Genomic DNA, 19,296 nt, shown 5'->3' with positions numbered 1-19,296 from the left:
CGGTTACGGGCGTCGGGCTCCCCACGCCCAGCCCAGCGACGGATCCAGGACCGTTACGTTCGCGCGCGCGAGCAGCGACGACGCGAGTTCTTCCATGGCCAGCCGGTCCATCCGGGCACGCAGGCGCGCCTCGAACGCCGCCAGTTCGTCGGCCCCCGGGGTGCGTGCAGGCGTGCGCGACTCGACCAGCAAGATGGCGTAAGCGCCGTCCACGGCGATCACCGGCCCGACCTCGCCCGGAACCTGCGACTCCAGGGCGGTGCGGAGCCCGGGCGGCCACGCCGGATCCGCCGGGCTGGCGTCCGGCAGGAGCCCGCCGGCACCGGCGGTCGAGCCGCGGGACTCTGCCGCGGCCCGCGAGGCGAACTCCCAGATCAACCCCGCGCCAACCGCACGGCGCAGTTCGTCCGCCAACGCAACGGCGCGGCGTCGGTCGGGAACCACGATGACCCGCGCCCGCACGCGCGGGCCGAACTCCAGCGCGAACGCGGCGTCGTGGTCGGCGTCCGATATCTGCCGTCCGGCGGCCAAGGCACGTAGCGCGGCGGAACGGTGAAGCGATGCGGGGAAGTTCTGGGGGCCCAGCCCGCGCGCGCGCCGCAGGCCCGTGAGCAGTTCGGCGATCTGCGAGCCGTCGGCGTCGGACGCGCTGGCCACGCCGCTGGCGAGAAGCGAACGCTCGCGTTCGAGATCGTCGGGTGAGATGGAAACTCCGCGGCTGCGAAGTTCGGCGGCGAGCGCGCGATCGAGGATGAGGTCGGCGAGGGCCGCGGCGCCGGCGTACTCCGCCAGGGTTGGGTGCAGTTCGGTGGCGTAAACCGGAACACCGTTGACGAGCGCGAGGGGCGCCCCGTTGCCGGCGGCGGGGTATGAGGAGGGTGGCGCCGGCGCACCGGGCGAGGCGTCTGGGGCGGCGCACCCGCCAAGGAGAATCGAGGCGCAGACGTACGCCCCGATGGCGAAGATGGTTAGGGAACGCCGCATGGGGAGAGGATTCCTTCGGGTGGAGGGACGAAGAAGACCGGCCGAAAAACAAAGAGAATATGGGGCTTGACAGGTGAATCCGGACGAAGTACCTTGCGTAGATGCAGCGGTCGGATCCGGGCCCACTCGGCGCCCCCCGGCTAATGGACTGATTCTGGTTGCGTTGCTCGAAACAGTTCGTTGATCGGATGTCCGGCCTGGAAAAGCGGCTGGACGGGCGTTGCGTCGCGTGGTAGTCTCGGGGTACGGGGTGTCTGCTCGCCTTCGGCGCGGGCAGACGAGAAGCCGCGAAGAGCGGGAGATCGAACGGAGGCCCTCAGATGTTGCGTTTGGACCATCGTCGGGGATTCACGCTGATCGAGTTGCTGGTGGTGATCGCGATCATCGCCCTGCTGATCGGCATCCTGCTGCCGTCGCTGGCGGAGGCTCGCCGCGCCGGCAAGCTCTCGATCTGCCTGGCGAACATGCAGCAGTTCGGAGTGGCGACGCAGAGCTACTCGACTGATTACCAGGACAAGCTGTGGTCGTTCACCGTGACGCCCGCGTCGGCCGACCGGCTGGCGTACCCGGACCTGCAGGCGCACGCGGGCGGTGGCGACCTGCCGGCCGCGGCGGCGCAGGCGACGGACATCGTGCGTCGCCGGGCCGGGCGGGACGACGTGGCGCCCCCGGACTCCTGGATTCCTCACGTGCTGTACAACCACCTGGTGCTGCAGGACTACCTGGCCCAGCGCCTTCCGGAGCGCATGGTGGTGTGCCCCGAGGACAAGTTCCGCCTGCAGTGGCAGACGGACCCGGTGAACTACGCCATGATGAGCCCCGTGCCCGACGGCGCGAGCGCCACCTGGCGCTGGCCCTACAGCAGCAGCTACGAGACCGTGCCGTACTCGTACGCCCCGGACCGCCCGCTCGGCACCAGCGCGAGCAACTCCGTGCGTCAGGGCAGCACGCACCGCACGTACTTCGGGCCCACCGCGAGCAACGTGCTCGGCAAGCGCCGCCTGAGCCAGGTCGCGTTCGCCTCGCAGAAGGTCCACATCATGGACTCGAACGCGCGCCACTTCGGCAAGCGCTGGTGGTACTACGCGGCGGCCAACGCCCGCGTGCCGCTGCTCTTCTTCGACAACGCCGTCAAGCTGCGCGTCACCGGCGCGCTGCGCACCCCCGGCGATGCGAACGACGGCTGGGACCCCGTCTCTCCGCGCAACATGCTCATCGTCACGTTCTACAGCTACGACCCCGAACTGTGGGAAGCCCCCAAGATCAACGGCGGCTACCAGGGCGCGGGCGGCCCGGACAACGTCGCGGGCTTCTACCGCTGGACGCGCGCCGGCCTGAACGGCGTCGACTTCGAGGGCTCTGAGGTCAACACCACCGGCTGGTAATCCTCTCCTCGACTGTTCGGCACGAGTTGCTCACCCAACCCCCGCCCCACGGCGGGGGTTTTTCTTTCCCGAGGCGCGTGGGGTGCGATCCGGATATCCTGCGCTCCCTCGGAGGACCACGCGTGATCGTGCTCGTCGCAGACAAGTTCGAACAGGCCGGGCTCAACGGGCTGGCCGCGCTCGGGTGCACCGTCGTCAATCAGCCCGGCATCGGCACCGACAAGCTCGGGGCGGCCCTCGCCGAAAGCCGCGCCGATGTGCTGATCGTGCGATCAACCAAAGTGCCCGCGTCGGTGATCTCCGGCGCGTCGTCGCTGCGGATGATCGTGCGGGCGGGGGCGGGCGTAGACAACATCGACGTCGGGGCGGCGAGCGCGCAGGGCGTGAAGGTCTGCAACTGCCCGGGCATGAACGCCGTCGCGGTCGCGGAGCTCACGATGGGGCTGCTGCTGTGCTGCGACCGGCGGATCGCCGACCAGACGGCCGAGCTGCGCGCCGGGCGCTGGAACAAGAAGGAGTTCTCGAAGACGGGCGCTGGCGGCGCCCGCGGGCTCATGGGCCTGACGCTGGGCGTGGTGGGCGTGGGCGCGATCGGGCAGGAGGTCGTGAAGCGCGCGACGGCGTTCGGCATGCGCGTGGTCATCTGGAGCCGCGGCATCACGCCGCAGCACGCGGGGGCGCTCAACGCGGAGTTCGGCGGGACGGACACGCCCGCGCTGCTGGCGCTCGCGTCGCGCGCCGACGCGATCAGCGTGCACCTGCCGCTGGCCGATACGACGCGCCGCCTGTTCAACAAGGCGTTCTTCGATGCGATGAAGCCCGGGGCGTACTTCATCAACACGAGCCGGGGCGGCATCGTCGACGAGGCGGCGCTCCGCGAGGCGGTGGCGGCCAAGGGGCTGCGCGTCGGGCTCGACGTGTACGAGAATCAACCGGCCGAGAGCGAGGGCGCGTTCGATCCGGCGACCGCCCGCCTGTCCGGCTTTGTCGGCACGCATCATTCCGGCGCGAGCACGGAGCAGGCGCAGAACGCCGTCGCCGTCGAGACGGTGCGCATCGTGCGGTCCTTCAAGGACACGGGGCGCTGCCTCAACTGCGTGAACGAGTGAGCCGGGCGGGGCGATGCCACGCCCCGCTCACCGCGCTGGCGATCGGTGACGAGGTCAAGCACGCGTCGGCGTTTTGCGAACTCCGCGACGCGTCACCTCGTACGCCTCACGCATGATCGAGCACGACGAGGCTGGCGGGTCAGACGCGAAGCGACAAGCCGAGCACGTCAACGAGCCGGACATCACGCGCGCCGCCCAACCCGGAGGCCGGCGGCGTGCGCCGCGCGGGATCCGCGTGCTGGCCTGGCTGGTGGCCGGGTTGGCGGCGTGCTGGGTGCTGTTCGCGTGGCTCTGGCCCGACATGGGCGACGAAGGCCGCGTGGTGGGCGCCCTGAACTGGCTGGCGTTCGCCGGACGGACGTTCTCGCTGCACACGGCGATCGCGCTGGGCCTGCTCTCGCTGCTCATGATGCTCCGACGCGTCCGCTTCGCCGGGGCGCTCACGCTGACGCTCGCGCTCTGGTGCGCGGTCCCCACGCTGTGGTCGCTGCGCCCGCGCGGGGCGCCCCCGCCGCCCGGGGGCGAGACCTTGAGCGTCTACAGCGTCAACGCGCAGATCGGGTATGTGGACCCCGTGCGCCTGCGCGACGACATCGAGCGGCTCGACGCGGACATCGTGGTCATCATCGAGCACCACCCGCGCCTGCACGCGGTGCTGCCCGCGCTGCGCGAGCGCTACCCGCACGTCTTCGAATCGCTGCGCGACGACGCCTTCGGCATGGCGGTACTCTCGAAGCGCCAGTTCGCGGACGTCCCGCGGGCCTACCCCGACCTCGGCGTCGCGCTCACCGAGCCCCAGATCCGCTGCGTGGTGCGCGTCGATGGGCGCGAGGTCGTTGTGCAGGGCGTGCACACGCTGCCCCCGGTATCGGTGGAGCACCTGCGCGAGCAGCGCCGGCTGATCCGGGCGCTCGCGGCGTGGGCGGCGAACGAGCCGCGCCCCGTGATCCTGGCGGGAGACTTCAACTGCACGCCCGAGTCGCAGGGCGCGGGATGGCTGCGAGGCGCCGGGCTGCGTGAGGCGTGGGACGCGCGGGGCTTCGGCCCCGGAAACACGTGGCCCGTGGACGCGGGGCTCTTCTCGGCGGTCGGCGTGAAGATCGACCACGTGTTCGTCGGTGGGGGGCTGGCGGTCTGGCACGCGGAAAAAGGCGGCAAGACCGGGTCCGACCACAGGGGGTTGCTGGCGCGCGTCGGGTTTCCGTGATGCGGCCGGGCGTGCTCGGGCGCATCGCCGGGACGACGGATTGGGCGCGCCGGGGGTACACTTTCCGCATGACAACCGCCCCCGCACCGTCGATGGGTGTACCCGCCGTCAAGCAGACCGCCTCGGGCCGCGTGTTCAACTTCTCGGCCGGGCCGGGGTGCCTGGCCGACGAGGTGCTCCGCCAGGCGCAGCAGGACATCTGGAACATCGACGCCACGGGCGTAGGGATCCTCGAGCACAGCCATCGGGGCAAGACGTTCGACAAGGTGCTGGCCGACGCGGAAGAGAACTGCCGCAAGATCGCGGGGATTCCCGCGAACTACAAGGTGCTGTTCCTGACGGGCGGGGCGACGAGCCAGAACTTCCAGGTTCCGGCCAACATCCTGCCCGACAACGGGGTGGCGGCATTCCTGACAACCGGGTACTGGGCCGAGCGGACGTGGGAAGAGAGCAAGGTCTATTCGAACCGCTGCTACGAGGCGTTCGACGGGCGGCCGACAAAGCACACGCACTGCCCCGCGGACAGCGAGATTACGTACGCGGACCGCCCGGTGTACGTGCACATGTGCTCGAACAACACGCTGTACGGGACGCAGTGGCGCAACGCGGACGGTTCGATCCGTTTGCCGCGGGTGCCCGAGGGCGTGCCGCTGGTGTGCGACATGAGCAGCGACATGTACAGCCGCCCGATCGACGTGACGAAGTTCGGGATCATCTACGCGGGCGCGCAGAAGAACGTGGGCGTGGCGGGCACGACGGTGGTGATCATCCGCGAGGACCTGCTGAAGCCGGTGCGGACGCTGCCGTCGATGCTGCGGTACGACGTGATGGCGAAGGACCAGAGCCGCCACAACACCCCGCCGGTGTTCGCGATCTATCTGAGCGGGCTCGTGTTCAAGTGGATTTTGGCGCAGGGCGGGCTGGAGACGATCCACCGGAACAACGTGGCCAAGGCGAAGGTGATCTACGACGTGCTGGATTCCACGCCGTTCTACAAGGGGCACGCGCGGCCCGACTGCCGCAGCCTGATGAACCTGACGTTCCGGTGCCCGACGGAGGCGCTGGATGACCAGTTCGTGAAGGAGGCCGGGAAGAACGGCATGGACCAGTTGAAGGGGCACCGCAACACCGGCGGGATGCGGGCGAGCATCTACAACGCGTTCCCGATGGACGGGTGCCGGGCGCTGGCGGAGTTCATGCGGGACTTCGCGAAGCGCAACGGGTAGGCCGGGGGCTGTTCACGGAGTCTTAGCGCTGCCGGCGGCGGTGCGGACGTTGCCCTTGCGCGGGCCCGGGCGTACTCTGGGCGTCGGAGTTGACGAGAGAGATCCGCTAGAAACCGACCGAGCCCCCCGTGGCGCGTGCCGCGCGGGAATGCTCATCACCCGGCCGAGAGACCCGGGTGCGGTGTAGTCCGTTCACGAGGAGACAAGACAATGCGTATGGAAGTTCTGGCCGCGCTGGCGGCGTGCGGGTTCGCGGCGGTGGCGCACGCCGGCACGGCGACGATCAGCATCAACGAGATCCGCGTCGATCAGACCGGGGCCGATAACGACGAGTACTTCGAACTGGCGGGTGCGCCGGGCACCTCGCTCGCGGGGCTGTGGTACGTCGTGATCGGCGACGGCACGGGCGGCAGCGGCGTGGTGGAGTCGGTCACCGACCTGTCCACGTACTCGATCGCCGCCGACGGGTACTTCTCCGCTGGCGAGTCGACCTTCACCGGCGATTACGGCTCGCTTGACGCCGTGCTCGGCGGCCCCAACCCGCTGAACTTCGAGAACACCGACAACGTCACGCACCTGCTGCTGGCGAACTTCACCGGCGCGGTGAACGTCGACCTCGACACGAACGACGACGGCGTGCTCGACTCCACCCCGTGGGGCAGCATCGTCGACTCGATCGCGCTCGTCAACGGCGCGGGCGACCGGGTCTACAGCAGCACCCAGGTCGGCCCCGACGGCACCTTCCACCCCGGGCACGTCTACCGCTTCCCGAACTTCTCGGGCGCGTGGAACATCGGCCAGTTCAACCCGGTCGACGGGCAGGACACGGCCGGCTCGGCGAACGTCCCCACCCCCGGCGCGATCGCGCTGACGGGCGTGGCGGCGCTGGTCGCCTTCCGCCGTCGCCGCTGAACGCGGGCGAAGATCACGAGTTGACCACGAACCCCGGGCGCCGCGCCCGGGGTTTTTCGTTCGATGCCGCACGTGCCCGAGCAACGAGCAGCCAGGCCGCGGGTGGCGTCAGGCCAGTCGGCGCCGGCAGGCCTGGACGACCTCGGCGAGCGTGATCCGTTCCATGAGCGCGCGCGAGGCCGCGTCCTTATGCGAGAAGCGATCGCGCGCGGAGGCGTGCTGGATGACGTCGCCCGCGCGTCGGTAGGGCCCGACGCGATGCACGCGTGTGGGGCCGAACAGGGCCACGAGCGGGCGATCAAACCCCACCGCCATGTGCAGGGCGGCGGAGTCGTTCGCGACGACCAGCGACGCGTGCTCGATGATGCCCATGAGCTGCGCGATCGACGTGCGTCCCAGCAGGTCGACCACGCGCGGGTGGCGCTGCGCGAGCGCGAGGCACGCGGGGACTTGTGCGCGCTCGGAGCCGCCCCCCACCAGCGCGACGGGTGTGCCGGCGTCCGCGAGCACGCGCGCCAGCGCGGCGAAGCGATCGTCCGCCCACTGCTTGGCGGGCCAGCGCGAGGTGGGGGCGAGCACGGCGTAGCGGCCCGAGGCCAGCGGCCCGTGCGCGAGGTGCGCGCCGCGCGCTTCGGGCGGGGTGAAGAGGCGCATCGCGAGGGCATCGCGCCGGGGCACGGCGCCGGCCGCCCGCGCGAGGGTGAGCATCCGGTCGACCGTGTGCGTCTCGATGTCGCCGGGCACGCGCCGCGTGTACGCGAGCCGGGCGCCTTCGCGCGCGTCGGCGTGCCCGACGCGATGGGGCGCGCCGGTGGCCAGTGTCATGAGCCCGCTGCGGGCCAGCCCCTGCGCGTCGATCACGACGTCGTAGCGACGGGCGCGCAGCGACCGAAGGAACGCGACGACGCGCGCGGGGCGGGAGAGCCGGAACTCGCGACGAGGGAAAGGCACGACGCCCGACAGCGCGGGGTGGGCGCGAACGACGTCCGCGAAGGTGTCCTGCACCAGCCAGTCGATGTGCGCGCCCGGGAATGCGTCGCGCAGCGAGACCAGCACGGGCACGGTGCGGGCGACGTCGCCGAGCGCGGACGGGCGGATGAGGAGGATGCGCTGAGGCGGCACGGGGCGGAGCGTACACACGCGCGGGCGGGGGCGAGCGTGCGCCAGGCCTTTCGGGCGGGCTCTACGCGCTGACGGCCGAGAGGACTTCCTCCAGCGTGGTGACGCCCGCCCGGACCTTGTCGTAGCCGTCGGCGAGGAGCGTGCACAGTTCGTCCCGGCGGGTGGCCTCGGCGACGATGAGCGGCGCGGGGCTGCGCTCGGTGATCAGGTGGCGCACCGCGTCGCTCATGCGCAGCAGTTCGTACACGCCCAGTCGCCCGCGGTAGCCCGTGTTGCGGCAGTTGCGACAGCCCGTGCCCCGACGCAGTTCGACCCCATCGGCGAGCGCGAAGCTCTCGGGCAGGTCGGCGGGATCAGGGCGGTAGGACGCGGCGCACTCGCGGCAGACCCGCCGCACGAGACGCTGGGCCATCACGCCCTCGAGCGACGAGGAGACGAGGAACGGCTCGACGCCCATGTCGAGCAGGCGTGTGGCGGCGCCGGCGGCGTCGTTGGTGTGCAGGGTCGAGAAGACCAGGTGCCCGGTGAGCGAGGCCTGGATGGCCGTCTCGGCGGTTTCCTTGTCGCGGATCTCGCCGATGAGCACGACGTCGGGGTCGTGGCGGAGGATGGACCGCAGGCCCGCAGCGAAGTCGAGCCCGACCTTGTGGTTGACCTGGATCTGGTTGACGCCCGGGACGTGGTACTCGACCGGGTCCTCGACCGTGATGATCTTGACCTCGTCGGAGACGATGCGGTTGAGCGAGGCGTACAGCGTCGTGGACTTGCCCGAGCCGGTGGGCCCCGTGACGAGCAGAATGCCGTGCGGGCGCGCGATGAGCGTGTCCCACTGCGACAGCACGCGGTCGGGCATGCCCAGGTCGTTCAGCGACATGAGCACCGCGGTCTTGGAGAGCACGCGGAGCACGACGCCCTCCCCGAACAGCATCGGGATGACGCTCACGCGCAGGTCGAACTCCTGCGGGGGCTGGCCCGGCGGACGCGCGCGGAACGAGATGCGCCCGTCCTGCGGGCGGCGCTTCTCGGCGATGTTGAGGTTCGCCATGATCTTCAGGCGGCTCAAGATCGCGGCGGCGAACCGCGAGATCGTCGGCGGGACGTTGGCCCGCTGCAGCACCCCGTCGATGCGGTACCGCACGACCAGGTCGCGCTCGTAGGGCTCGATGTGCACGTCGGTGGCGCGCTCGACGACGGCCTCGGTGAGCAGGTCGTTCACCAGGCGGATGACCGAGGCTTCCTGCGCCTGCTCGACCTCGTCGGTGGGCTTGAGCTCGACCGCGCCCCGGTCCAGGCCCGAGGACATCGCGTCGAGCGTGTCGCCCCCGACGCCGTAGTGGGCCCGGATGAACTTGGAGAGTTCCTCCTCGTCGGCGAGGACGAGCTCGATGGGCGAGTTCGCGGTGAGGCGGAGCTCGTCGACGATGCTGGCGTCGTAGGGGTCGGGGGTCGCGACGGTGAGCACGCCCCCCTCGCGCGAGATGGGCACGCAGCGGTGCTTGAAGACGAGCTTGGGCGGGATCGCGTTGAGCACGCCCGGCTCGACGGTGAGCGTGCCGGGGTCGATGACGGGCATGTGGAACTGCTCGGCGACCGCGCTCAGCACCTCGCGCCCGCTGGCAAAGCCCAGGCGCACCAGCACGCGGTCGAACCGCTCGCCCGTGCTGGCCTGTTCGGCGAGGGCGCGGTCGAGCTGGTCGTGGGTGAGGACGCCGCGGGAAACAAGGATCGAGCCGATCGGCATGCGTCGTCCATCGTACGCCGCGGGGCCGGCTCGCCCAAGCGCGACGTGCGGCAGCGGCGAGTTATCGCCCCGTCGGCCCGGCGTGGGGCGCGGGATACACGGCGCTCGTGCGGTCGGTTTCCCAGACCGTCATGGACCGGAGCGTGACGCGCGGGGCGGCGTCGCGGAGCGCGCGGTCCAGCAGCTCGAAGCACACCTTCGCGATGTTCTCCACCGACGGGTTGACCCCGCCGGGCGTGCGGAACTCCGGGGCGTCCTCGTTCAGGTTCTTGTGATCGAAGCGCTGGATGATGACGTCCTCGACGAGGCGCTCCAGTTCCGGCAGGCGCAGCACCGGCGTCTGCCCGACCGGCACCTCGACGCACGGCTCCACCTGGTAGTTGTGCCCGTGCCCGTTGGGGTTGTTGCACTTGCCGAAGACACGCCGGTTCTCCTCGGGCGACAGCTCCGGGCAGTGCAGGCGGTGCGACGCGGCGAAGTCGAACCTCTGGCGCAGCAGCGCGACATCAGGGGCAGCCATGCGGACCTCCACGGAGTAGTACGGCGACAACCGCCAGCACACGCCCGACACGTGCCCGTGCAGGGCGGCGTGCAACGCGGGGACCGCCCCGGCGAGCGCGTGCTCGGGCGGGTCCGACGGACGCGCGCGGGCGGCCTCTTCCAGGCGGGGGATGACCGTCGCCCGCACGGCCCGGTCGATCTGCTGGATATCGATGAGGTAGCCCAGCCGGGGGTCAACCTCGCCCGCGCACGCGACGGCGAGCTCGTAGAACGCGCCGACCCCGTCCATGGCGGGGCGCCCGGCGTAGCCGTTGCGCGAGTCCTCGGGCTGCGAGGGGCTGATCGAGAACCGGACACGACGGACGAGTTCGACCACGCGGGAGGGTAGGGAATCGGAACGGGGAAATCGTGCGAACAATGAGGCGTGCGACGAAGCGGCGGGAGCGACGGTCGGACGCACGGGAGGATGCACATGCGAACGCGGAACTGGCTCTGGATGATCGTGGCGGGCGCGGGCGGGGTGTCGATGCTGGGCGCGGCCGCGCAGCCCGAAAAACCCGCGACGCCCCCCACGCAGGCGCCCCCCACGCAGGCACCCGCGGCGACGCCCCCGCGCCCCGAGGCCACGCCGCCCGTTGCCCCCGACGCCGCGCCGGCGGTGCCCGTGTCGGCGTACGTGCTGGGGTACAAGGTCCCGGACATCGACGGGGTCGAGCGCGACCTGTCGCAGTACAAGGGTAAGGTCGTGATGATCGTGAACACCGCGAGCAAGTGCGGGTATACGTGGCAGTACGGCACGCTGGAGGCGATGTACCAGGCGCACAAGGACAAGGGCTTTGTGGTCCTGGCGTTCCCGTCGGGGGACTTCAAGGAGCAGGAGTTCGCCGAGAACCGGGACATCAAGGCGTTCTGCACCGCCGAGGACAGCAAGTACAAGGTGACCTTCCCGCTGTTCGCCAAGATGCACGTGAAGGGCAAGGACGCGCACCCGCTGTTCCGCCAGCTCGCGATGCAGCCCGGCGCAAACGGCGGGGAGCCCTCGTGGAACTTCACGAAGTGGCTCGTGAACCGCAAGGGCGAGGTCATCGCGAAGTTCGACACGCGGATCAGCCCGGACAACGACCAGGTGAAGGCGGCGATCGAGGCGGCGTTGAGCGAGAAGCAGTCCGACGCCAAGTAGACCCGGCGGAGAACGGGTAGAGTGTCCGCGTGCCGCTCTTTCAGTACGTCGCCCTGAGCCCGGGCGGGCAGCGAGTGACCGGCGTGCTCTCCGGCGCGAGCGAGCAGGCGGTGCTCGCCGAGCTGGAGTCTCGCCAGTTGACGCCCGTGGAGATCCGCACGCGCGCGGAGGCGGGCGGGTCGGGGCGCGCGCGTCGTGTGGGCGGGCGACGCCTCGGCGAGGCGTACGAGCAACTGTCCGACCTGCTGGGGGCGGGCGTGCCCCTGCTGCGCGGGCTGAAGCTGCTCGGCGGGCAGAAGTCGCGCGGCCCTGTCGGGCAGGTCTTCCGCGATCTGGCCGAGGCGGTGGAGAAAGGCGCCGACTTCGCGGCGGCCATGGAGCAGGCTACGGGCGTCTTCCCCACGGTGCACGTCGCGATGATCCGCGCGGGCGAGCGGGGCGGCTTCCTCGAGCAGGTGCTCGCGCGCCTGGGGCGGCTGGTCGTCAAGCAGGCCGACCTCACCGGCAAGGTCATCGGCAATCTCATCTACCCGGGCGTGCTCTGCGTCACGGGCGTGGGCATCGGCGCCGTGATCTTCGGCGTGTTCGTGCCGAAGTTCCGCGGCATGTTCGCGCGGCTCGGCGACGACCTGCCGGGCGTCACCAAGTTCGTCTTCTTCCTGAGCGACGTCGTGACGGCGTACGCCCCGGTGACCGGCGCGCTGCTCGTGGCGCTCGCGATCGGGGCCTGGCGACTGAGCCGAAACCCGCGCGCGCGGCGGTGGGGCAGCCGGGCGCTGCTGCGCATCCCGGTCGTGGGCAACATCGTCCGCGGGTTCGCGACCGCGCGCTTCTGCGGGCTGCTGGGCACGATGCTGAGCAACAGCGTGCCCCTGCTGAGCGCGCTGCAGATCGCACGCGACGGCGTGGGGCATCGGCTGCTGGCCGAGGCGGTGGACGAGGCGGCGGAGGCGGTGCGCCGTGGCGAGGCGCTCTCGCCCCCGCTGGCGCGGAGCGGGATGTTCGAGGAGCAGGTGGTCGAGATGCTCGCGGTGGGCGAGTCGGCGAACAACCTCGACGAGGTGCTGGTGAAGGTCGCCGACACGATCGAGTCGCGCCTCGACCGCCAGCTCATGGTCGCGGTGCGGCTGATCGAGCCCCTGCTGCTGCTCATGCTGGCGGGGGTGGTGGCGATCGTCGCGTTCGCGCTGCTGCTGCCGATGAGCCAGTTGAGCTCGGCGGTGTAGACCGAGGGGCCCTCCCGAGTCCGGGGCGAGCGTGCGGGCGGGGTATCATGCAGCGGCGGGGCCGGTCGGCCGGCGCCCGATGTGCACACGCAGGGAGGTCCAGATGAGGAACGGACGTGGTGTTCTCCGCCGCATGCGGCGGGCCTTTACGCTCATCGAGGTCATGATCGTGATCCTGATCGTGCTCGCGCTGGGCGGGCTCGTGGCGTACAACCTGCTCGGCAAGAAGGAAGAAGCCGACGACAAGCTCGTCGAGATCGACATGAACACGCTGAAGCGGGCGCTCAAGGACTTCCGCTTCACGCACAACCGCTACCCGACCGACGACGAGGGGCTCGCGGTGCTCTGGAACAAGGAAGCCACCAGCGACGAGGAAGTCGTCAAGAAGTGGACCAAGCTCCTCGAAGAGCCGATGCCCACCGACCGCTACGGCAACCAGTGGGGCTATCGCCAGCAGTCCGAGCACTCCGAGGAGAGCATCTACGACATCTGGTCGTACGGGCGCGACAAGCTCGAAGGCACCGACGACGACATCGTGTCGTGGAAGAAGGAAGGCGAAGAGGACGACATGGGCGGGTCATCGCCGACGCCGCCCCCGTCGGGCGGCTGACGGAGGACGCCCATGCGGGGGTCGTGCCGGAGGTGCGGGGCGGTGACGCCGCGTCGGGCCACGCCCCGGCGCGCGTTCACGCTGCTCGAGGTCATCATCGTCATCCTCCTGCTCCTGGCGATGGGAGCGCTGATCCTCCCCACGCTCGTCTCGGCCGGGCGTGAGAGCGCGATCCGCGACGTGCGCGAGCAGCTCGCGGCGGGCGTGCTCGTCGCGCGGGCGGAGGCCCGCCTGCGGGGCGTCGTGACCGAACTCTCGGTCGACGAGCGACGCCTTGTCGTGTGGGCGCACGGCCAGGGCGGTGCACGCCCCGCCGAAGACCTGGGCGAGGTCCCCGACATCCTGCAGTTCGATCTCCCGGCGCCGGACGAGTCGTCGCTGGACGCGTCCGAGGAGGCGACGGACCCCGACGCGCCCGCGCGGGCGTACGTGCTCGTGCGGTTCTGGCCCGACGGCGTGGGCGAGCTCGTCGAGCCGTGGGCGCTCGACGTGGCCGGCGCGTACGTGCTCCGCCCGCGCCTCAACGCGTGGACGGGCGCGCTCGAGTACGACGAACTGCCCGCCGGAGATGGCGACGAAGCGGCCCTGACGGACGACGAGGAGACGCCCGAGCCGGCGGCTGACGAGCCGCCCGCCGAGCGCCCGGCGCGCGACGCGCCGTCGGCCGACGCGCCCAAGGCGCCCGTCGAGAAGGCGCGCAAGACCCCGGCCGAGAAGGCGAAGGAAGGCCCGGCGTTGCAGGAGCCGGGCGACGAACCCACGGAGGAGGACGAGGATGCGCCGGGAGGCACGCGCTGAGCGACGCCCGCGGGGCGGCTCGATCTTGCTGGAGTGCCTGCTGGCGCTCGCGCTGTTCGTCGGCGCGGGGCTCACGATCTTCGGCATGATCGACCTGGCCGCGGGCTCGGTCGCGCGTTCGCACGCGCAGCTCCGGGCGGCCGACGTGGCCCGCAGCGCGATGAGCCGCATCGAGGCGGGGATGGCGTCGCCCGAGACGTTGACGGGCCCGGTGCGGGCCACGGACCTGGGATTGACGGACGCCGGCGGCGCGGGCGACGACACGCCGACGCTGTGGGAACTGGACGTCTCGACCGAGCCGCTGGGCGTGGGTGGGCTCACCAAGGTCACCGTGCGCGCGTTCCGTCTGGAGGCCGAGGGGTCGGATCGGGAGACGGCGTCGTTCACGCTTGTGGAGGCGCTGCGCCTCACGGGGAGGACGCCGTGAGGAGGGGTTTCACGATCGTCGAGGTGCTGGTGTCGCTCGGGCTCATCCTCGGGCTGACGGCGGCGCTCTACGCGTTCGTCGACGACGTCATCGCGCGCCGCGAGCGTCTGCTCGAACGCTGTCGCTCCGACGGCGCGGCGAACGCGGTGATCGATCGCATCGAGAGCGACCTCGTCTCGACGTTTGTGCAAGACGCCGACGGCAGCGCCGGGCTGCGCGGCACGCGCACGTCGCTGCGGATCGTGCGGCGGCGCGTGCCCGCCGGCGCGGGCGACGCCGCCCGAACCGGCAGCGAAGTCTCGTTCGACGACGCGACCGGGCGGGTCATGGGGTCGTTCCTCGCCGAGGCCGGGCAGGCGCCAGCGGAGATCGGCCGAATCTCGCGCCTTCGGCTGCGGTACTACGACGGGCGCGAGTGGCTCGCCGAGTTCGACAGCGCGGCACGCGGCACGCTGCCGGTCTGCGTCGAGATCCGGGCCTGGCTCGGGCCCGCGCCGACCCCGGTCCCCGCGGATGGCTCGTCCGACCGCCCGCTCGCGCCGGGCGAGGACACGACCGACCCGACCGCGGACGGTGCGCCCGCGGAACAACCCGAGGCGGCTCCGCCCGACGAGGACGAGGACGAGAGCGCGTGGGGCCTGCCGGATCGCATCCGCGTCATCGTGATCCCCGACGCGGGCGGCGCCGACGCCGCGCCGGACGAGGAGGGCGCGCCATGATCGCCCGTACGGCCGGTTCCGGGCGTGCGACGTCACGCGGCGTCGTGCTGATGCTCACGCTCGTGGTGATCACCATGGGTGCGCTCGCGGGCACGACCATGCTCGTGCGATCCGACGCCGAACGCAGCGTCAGCGTCGCGAGCGCCGAGGATCTGCGCCTGCGATCACTCGCGTGGTCGGGCGTGCGGGGCGCGCTCGCCGAGGTGCAGTCCCAGCGCGATGCGATCCTCGACGGCGGGTCGCCGCAGCTCACCAGCGAGTGGGTGCTGTGGGAAGAGGGCGGGCGCCGCGGCGTCGTTCGCCTGCTGGAGATTTCGGACACGCCCGGTGATGTCGCCGCGAGCGAGAACGCGCGACTCGATCTCAACCGCGCCGACGCCCCCATGCTCGCGAAACTGCCCGGCGTTGGCGAGGACCTGGCGCGGGCGATTGTCGCGGCACGCGGCGCGGCGGGGTTCGCCTCGCCCGCGTCGCTCGGGGCAGTCGCGGGCGTCGACGCGCGGGCCTTCTGGGGCGTTTCGCCCGGCGCAGAGGGCGAAGAAGGCGAGGAGTCGAGCGACGGGCGCGACAGCGGCGGCGGGCGCACTTCGGCCCGCGACGACGCGGCGGCGACCGGCGACGGCGCCCCGGACGACTCGGCGCAGAACCCAGACGGGCGCGGGATGCGCCACCTCGTGACGACGTTCGCCTTTGATCCCGACACGTGGGTGGGCATCTCACGTGAAGGGCGGGGCGAGCGCGGGCGCGAGCGGGTGCACGCGTCGGCGGGGTGGAGCGACGAGGTTCGCGACGAGCTGAAGGGGCAGGTGTCGTCGGCGTGCCTCGACGCCCTGGCGCTCGTGCTGTCGCGAGGCAAGCTCGCGAGCGAGAGCGATGTTGTCGCGGCGATGATCGCCGCCGGCGTCGCGACGGAGACCTGGGCCGAGGTGCTCGATGTCGTCACGACGACCGACAACGAGTTCCGCCTGGGAACGGTGGACGTCGGCCGCGCGCCGCGCAAAGTGCTCGGGTGCATCCCCGGCTTTGACGAGAGCGCGGCAGATCGGGCCGTCTCCGTGCGACAGGGGCTCACCGCCGAGACGCTGCGATCGCCCGTCTGGCTGGTGACGCAGAGCGTGCTGACGCCCGAGGCGTTTGCGGCGGCGGCCCCGTGGGTGACGTCCCGGTCGATGGTGTGGCGCGTGCGGGTGGAGGCGTCGATCGAACGCGCGGGCGAGCGCGAGGGCGACGCGGCGCGCGTCGAGCGCCAGGCGGAATGGGAAGCGGTGATCGACGCCGCGGGTGATGAGGCGCGATTGGCCGACGTCGTCGACGTGACGCACGTGCCGGCGCAGATCCGCCGGGCGCGCCCGGCGCGCGCGGGCCGCCCCGAGCCGTCGAGCGAGCGCGCCCCCGAGCCGCCGTCGCCCGGGCGCGAGCCGGCCAAGGCCGACGACCGCCCGCCGGGCGCGCGGGAGGAGAAAGATCAAGCGCCGGAGAATCGTCCGGTCGATGTCGCGGACGGGGGCGCGCCCGAGCAGCCGGCGGGGCCCCCCGCGAAGCAGGATCGGCGGATCGGACGGTGGCGGGGAGGTTCTCGATGATGGGCGGCGCGCGCGACATGTCGCTGGTCGAACTGGACGGCGGACGCCTGACGGCGGTCGGCGTCCGCCTGAGCACGAACCAGGTGGATGTACGCGTGTGGCACGCGGCCGACCGCCCGGCGCACGTGAAGGCGGACAGCGCGCAGGAGGTCGGACAGTGGGTGCGCGACGAACTGCGCAAGGCCGAGGTGCCGCTCGGGCGCGTCGTGCTGGTCATCCCGAGAAATGACGTCGTTCTGAAGCCGCTGATGTTCCCCGCGCCGGCGGACGGCCCGCTACGCGAGAGCGACCTGGGCGGGATGGTGCGCCTGCAGATGTCGCGCCAGTTGACGGTCACGACCGAGGACACGCCGATCGACTTCGTCCCGCTGCGCAGCGCCGGGACGGGCGTCGAGGTGCTCGCCGGTGCGCTGCCGGCCGAGCGGCGTGCGTGGTGGGACCAGATGGCCGGGGCGGCGGGGATGGGTGTACGCCGGATCGCGCTGCGCTGCCTGGGCGTGGGCGCGATCTTGGGCGACCTGTCGGACCGGCGCGACGGCACGATCCTGGGCGTGGCGGTCGGCGCCCACGCGACCGACCTCGTGCTCGTCGAACGCGGCGGGGTGGCGATGGCGCGGGCGATCGACCTGGCGCGTCCCGATGGCGAGGGCGGGTTCGAAGCCTTCGCGGAGCGCATCAGCGTCGAGGCGCGGCGCACGCTCGGCAGCTTCCGCGCCGGGCGAGCCTCGTCGGGGGTCGAGGGTGTCTTCGTCATGGGCGAGGGCGAACTGTGCCATCGCGTCGCGCGGTTGTGCGGGGCGGCCCTCGACTCGCCCGGCCAAAGCGTGGGCCCGGGCGTGCTGGTCCGCGTTCCCTCGGCGATGCCCGAAGCGATGCGATCGGACTGCGCGGCGTTGCTCGGGCTCGCGCTCGAGACGGTCCAGGGACGCGTCTCGCTCGACTTCGCGAACCCCCGGCGCGCCCCGGACACGCGCGCCCGACTGCGACAGGCGGCCCTGGGCGGCGTGCTCGGGCTCATCGTGCTCTGCGGCGCGGGGTACGTCTGGGCCGACCGCGAACTGGGATCGATGCGGTCGACGCTGGGGGTGCTGCGAACGCGCGAGGCCGGGCTGCGCCGTGAATCCGAGAAACTGGCGCGCGAGAGTGCCCGCGTCGCGCACGCCGAGCGGTGGAAGGACGCGCGGGCGGACTGGCTTTCGCACATCGCGCACGTGACGGGGACGATGCCCGAACCCGGCCCGGCGGTGCTGGACGACCTGAGCGCCCGCGCCAAGGGCGACGGGGTGTACGCGCTCGAGGAGAAGAAGTCGTTCCCGTCGGGGAAGTGGTCGTCGCGGGTGGACGTGACGATCGATCTGGACGGGACGATCTCCGGGCGTCAGGTCGGGGCCGACCTGCGCGAGACGCTGCTGAGCCGCGGCGGGTACACGGTCGAGACGCCGACGGCGGACGTGCCCGAGCGGTTCCGGCTGGTGCTGCGGACGCGGTCGGCGACGGCGCCGGCGACGGGCGGAAAGGACGGTGCGCCGTGAAGATTCCCCCGGTGGTGCTGAAGGCCGGCGTGCCGCTGGTGGTCGCGGCGGTCCTGTGGATGGCGGTGGACTCGGTGTACCTGTCGCCGCGGGCGGCCCTGCGGCGCGACCTGGCGTCGATCGAGTCGTCGATCTCGTCGCTCGAGCGGACGCTGGACTCAGGGACGCAGGTGCGAGAGCGTGCGCGGGCGATGGGCGCCGGGCTGCTGGGGGTCGAGGCCGACGACGTGAGCGCGCGGTTCCGCGACGGGCTCGCGCGCCTGGCCGAGCAGCACGGGCTGCGCGGGGTGACGGTGGACACGGCGCGCCCGCAGGACGCGAGCAACCCGCTGCTGGGCGTCAAGGGCGTGCCGACCTCGCTGAAGCGCGATCTGCGCAAAGACGCCGACTTCGCGATCATCCGGGGCACGGTGCGGGGCACCGGCCCGTACGAAAAGGCGATGGCGACGCTCGCGGCGCTGCAGTCGCAGGCGTGGGTCGCGCGCGTCGAGGGCGTGACGCTGCGCGCCAGCGGCAAGCAGCGCGACGTCGTGGAACTGCGCGCCGAGGTCTCGACGATGCTCGCCCCGGCGATCGCGCGGCTCGGCGGCGTGGGCGCGTTCGAGCCGACGATCGAGCCCACGCCCGAGGCGCTCGCGAGCGCGGCGGTGCTCGTCGCGGGCAAGAACGTCTTCCGCAAGCCCGCGCCGGCGGCGCCCGACGCGCCCCCGGAGATCATCGCGGTCGCGCCCGTGACGCCGGCGCCACCGCCGCCCGTCATCGCGTTCGCGCCGTACGAGGACTGGCACTTGCACGGGGTGTTCGAGGGGCGGCTCGGGCCGAGCGTGCTGCTCGTGAACACAAAGACCGGCGCGAAGATGACCGTGGGCGTGGGCGGTGCGGTGCTTGACGCGGTGTTCGTCGAAGGGTCGGGCGAGCGCGCCGTGTTCGAGATCGGTGGGAAGCGGTTCGAGGTGACCAACGGACAGACACTCGCCGCGCGTCGTCCGCTCGGGTGAGGTAGACTGCCGGGTGGTGTCGCGGGCGATCGCGCT

At 71.8% G+C, this 19,296-nt stretch carries 18 protein-coding genes; 14 read left to right on the top strand and 4 right to left on the bottom strand.

Annotation, left to right across the window (positions count from 1 at the left end):
* Nucleotides 1-3 precede the first annotated feature (3 nt).
* Entirely contained in the window at nt 4-984 is a 981-nt protein-coding gene (locus tag SFY69_11135) for a peptidylprolyl isomerase (protein ID MDX2132593.1), read from the bottom strand.
* 320 nt (nt 985-1,304) lie between these two features.
* On the opposite strand from SFY69_11135, the gene SFY69_11130 reads away from it, so the two are divergent.
* The 5 genes from SFY69_11130 to SFY69_11110 all read left to right on the top strand — a co-directional run bounded on the left by SFY69_11130 (nt 1,305) and on the right by SFY69_11110 (nt 6,823).
* Nucleotides 1,305-2,369 carry a prepilin-type N-terminal cleavage/methylation domain-containing protein gene (locus tag SFY69_11130; GenBank protein MDX2132592.1) on the top strand — a complete coding sequence of 355 codons (1,065 nt, stop codon included), beginning with the start codon at nt 1,305-1,307 and terminating at the stop codon, nt 2,367-2,369.
* A 122-nt stretch (nt 2,370-2,491) separates the two neighbouring features.
* Nucleotides 2,492-3,478, top strand: coding sequence for an NAD(P)-dependent oxidoreductase (locus tag SFY69_11125; protein ID MDX2132591.1), 987 nt, complete (start codon nt 2,492-2,494; stop codon nt 3,476-3,478).
* A gap of 112 nt (nt 3,479-3,590) precedes the next feature.
* Entirely contained in the window at nt 3,591-4,685 is a 1,095-nt protein-coding gene (locus SFY69_11120) for an endonuclease/exonuclease/phosphatase family protein (protein ID MDX2132590.1), read from the top strand.
* Nucleotides 4,686-4,753: 68 nt separating this feature from the next.
* The gene (serC, locus tag SFY69_11115; GenBank protein MDX2132589.1) at nt 4,754-5,911 is read left to right on the top strand and encodes a 3-phosphoserine/phosphohydroxythreonine transaminase; all 1,158 of its coding nucleotides are present in this window, start codon (nt 4,754-4,756) and stop codon (nt 5,909-5,911) included.
* Nucleotides 5,912-6,121: 210 nt separating this feature from the next.
* Entirely contained in the window at nt 6,122-6,823 is a 702-nt protein-coding gene (locus SFY69_11110) for a hypothetical protein (GenBank protein MDX2132588.1), read from the top strand.
* A gap of 108 nt (nt 6,824-6,931) precedes the next feature.
* On the opposite strand, the gene SFY69_11105 is transcribed toward SFY69_11110, so the two are convergent.
* From SFY69_11105 to SFY69_11095, 3 genes are all read right to left on the bottom strand, one after another.
* Entirely contained in the window at nt 6,932-7,945 is a 1,014-nt protein-coding gene (locus SFY69_11105; protein ID MDX2132587.1) for a glycosyltransferase family 9 protein, read from the bottom strand.
* Nucleotides 7,946-8,006: 61 nt separating this feature from the next.
* The gene (locus SFY69_11100) at nt 8,007-9,686 is read right to left on the bottom strand and encodes a GspE/PulE family protein (GenBank protein MDX2132586.1); all 1,680 of its coding nucleotides are present in this window, start codon (nt 9,684-9,686) and stop codon (nt 8,007-8,009) included.
* A 61-nt stretch (nt 9,687-9,747) separates the two neighbouring features.
* Nucleotides 9,748-10,563 (bottom strand): 6-carboxytetrahydropterin synthase, encoded by an 816-nt coding sequence (locus SFY69_11095; protein MDX2132585.1) that lies wholly within the window; start codon nt 10,561-10,563, stop codon nt 9,748-9,750.
* A gap of 96 nt (nt 10,564-10,659) precedes the next feature.
* On the opposite strand from SFY69_11095, the gene SFY69_11090 reads away from it, so the two are divergent.
* From SFY69_11090 to SFY69_11050, 9 genes are all read left to right on the top strand, one after another.
* Complete coding sequence (locus SFY69_11090; protein ID MDX2132584.1) at nt 10,660-11,367, top strand: glutathione peroxidase; 708 nt, start codon at nt 10,660-10,662, stop codon at nt 11,365-11,367.
* A 29-nt stretch (nt 11,368-11,396) separates the two neighbouring features.
* Nucleotides 11,397-12,593: a type II secretion system F family protein gene (locus SFY69_11085; protein MDX2132583.1), complete on the top strand. Its 1,197-nt coding sequence runs from the start codon at nt 11,397-11,399 to the stop codon at nt 12,591-12,593.
* 103 nt (nt 12,594-12,696) lie between these two features.
* Entirely contained in the window at nt 12,697-13,203 is a 507-nt protein-coding gene (gspG, locus tag SFY69_11080) for a type II secretion system major pseudopilin GspG (GenBank protein ID MDX2132582.1), read from the top strand.
* Between the two features lie 42 nt (nt 13,204-13,245).
* Nucleotides 13,246-14,001 (top strand): hypothetical protein, encoded by a 756-nt coding sequence (locus tag SFY69_11075; protein MDX2132581.1) that lies wholly within the window; start codon nt 13,246-13,248, stop codon nt 13,999-14,001.
* Nucleotides 13,979-14,428: a hypothetical protein gene (locus SFY69_11070; GenBank protein MDX2132580.1), complete on the top strand. Its 450-nt coding sequence runs from the start codon at nt 13,979-13,981 to the stop codon at nt 14,426-14,428. The genes SFY69_11075 and SFY69_11070 overlap by 23 nt, the downstream gene beginning before the upstream one ends.
* Entirely contained in the window at nt 14,425-15,147 is a 723-nt protein-coding gene (locus SFY69_11065; protein MDX2132579.1) for a prepilin-type N-terminal cleavage/methylation domain-containing protein, read from the top strand. Before SFY69_11070 ends, SFY69_11065 begins: the two co-directional genes overlap by 4 nt.
* Entirely contained in the window at nt 15,144-16,730 is a 1,587-nt protein-coding gene (locus SFY69_11060) for a helix-hairpin-helix domain-containing protein (protein ID MDX2132578.1), read from the top strand. Before SFY69_11065 ends, SFY69_11060 begins: the two co-directional genes overlap by 4 nt.
* Nucleotides 16,727-18,262: a hypothetical protein gene (locus SFY69_11055; GenBank protein MDX2132577.1), complete on the top strand. Its 1,536-nt coding sequence runs from the start codon at nt 16,727-16,729 to the stop codon at nt 18,260-18,262. The genes SFY69_11060 and SFY69_11055 overlap by 4 nt, the downstream gene beginning before the upstream one ends.
* The gene (locus tag SFY69_11050; GenBank protein ID MDX2132576.1) at nt 18,259-19,260 is read left to right on the top strand and encodes a hypothetical protein; all 1,002 of its coding nucleotides are present in this window, start codon (nt 18,259-18,261) and stop codon (nt 19,258-19,260) included. Before SFY69_11055 ends, SFY69_11050 begins: the two co-directional genes overlap by 4 nt.
* The last annotated feature ends 36 nt before the right edge of the window (nt 19,261-19,296 follow it).

The sequence above is a fragment of the Planctomycetota bacterium genome (genome assembly GCA_033763975.1).
In the GTDB taxonomy this organism is placed as follows: domain Bacteria; phylum Planctomycetota; class Phycisphaerae; order Phycisphaerales; family UBA1924; genus RI-211.
The sequence above is the reverse complement of the archived record's forward strand: the minus strand, read 5'-3'. Positions and strand labels throughout refer to the sequence as shown.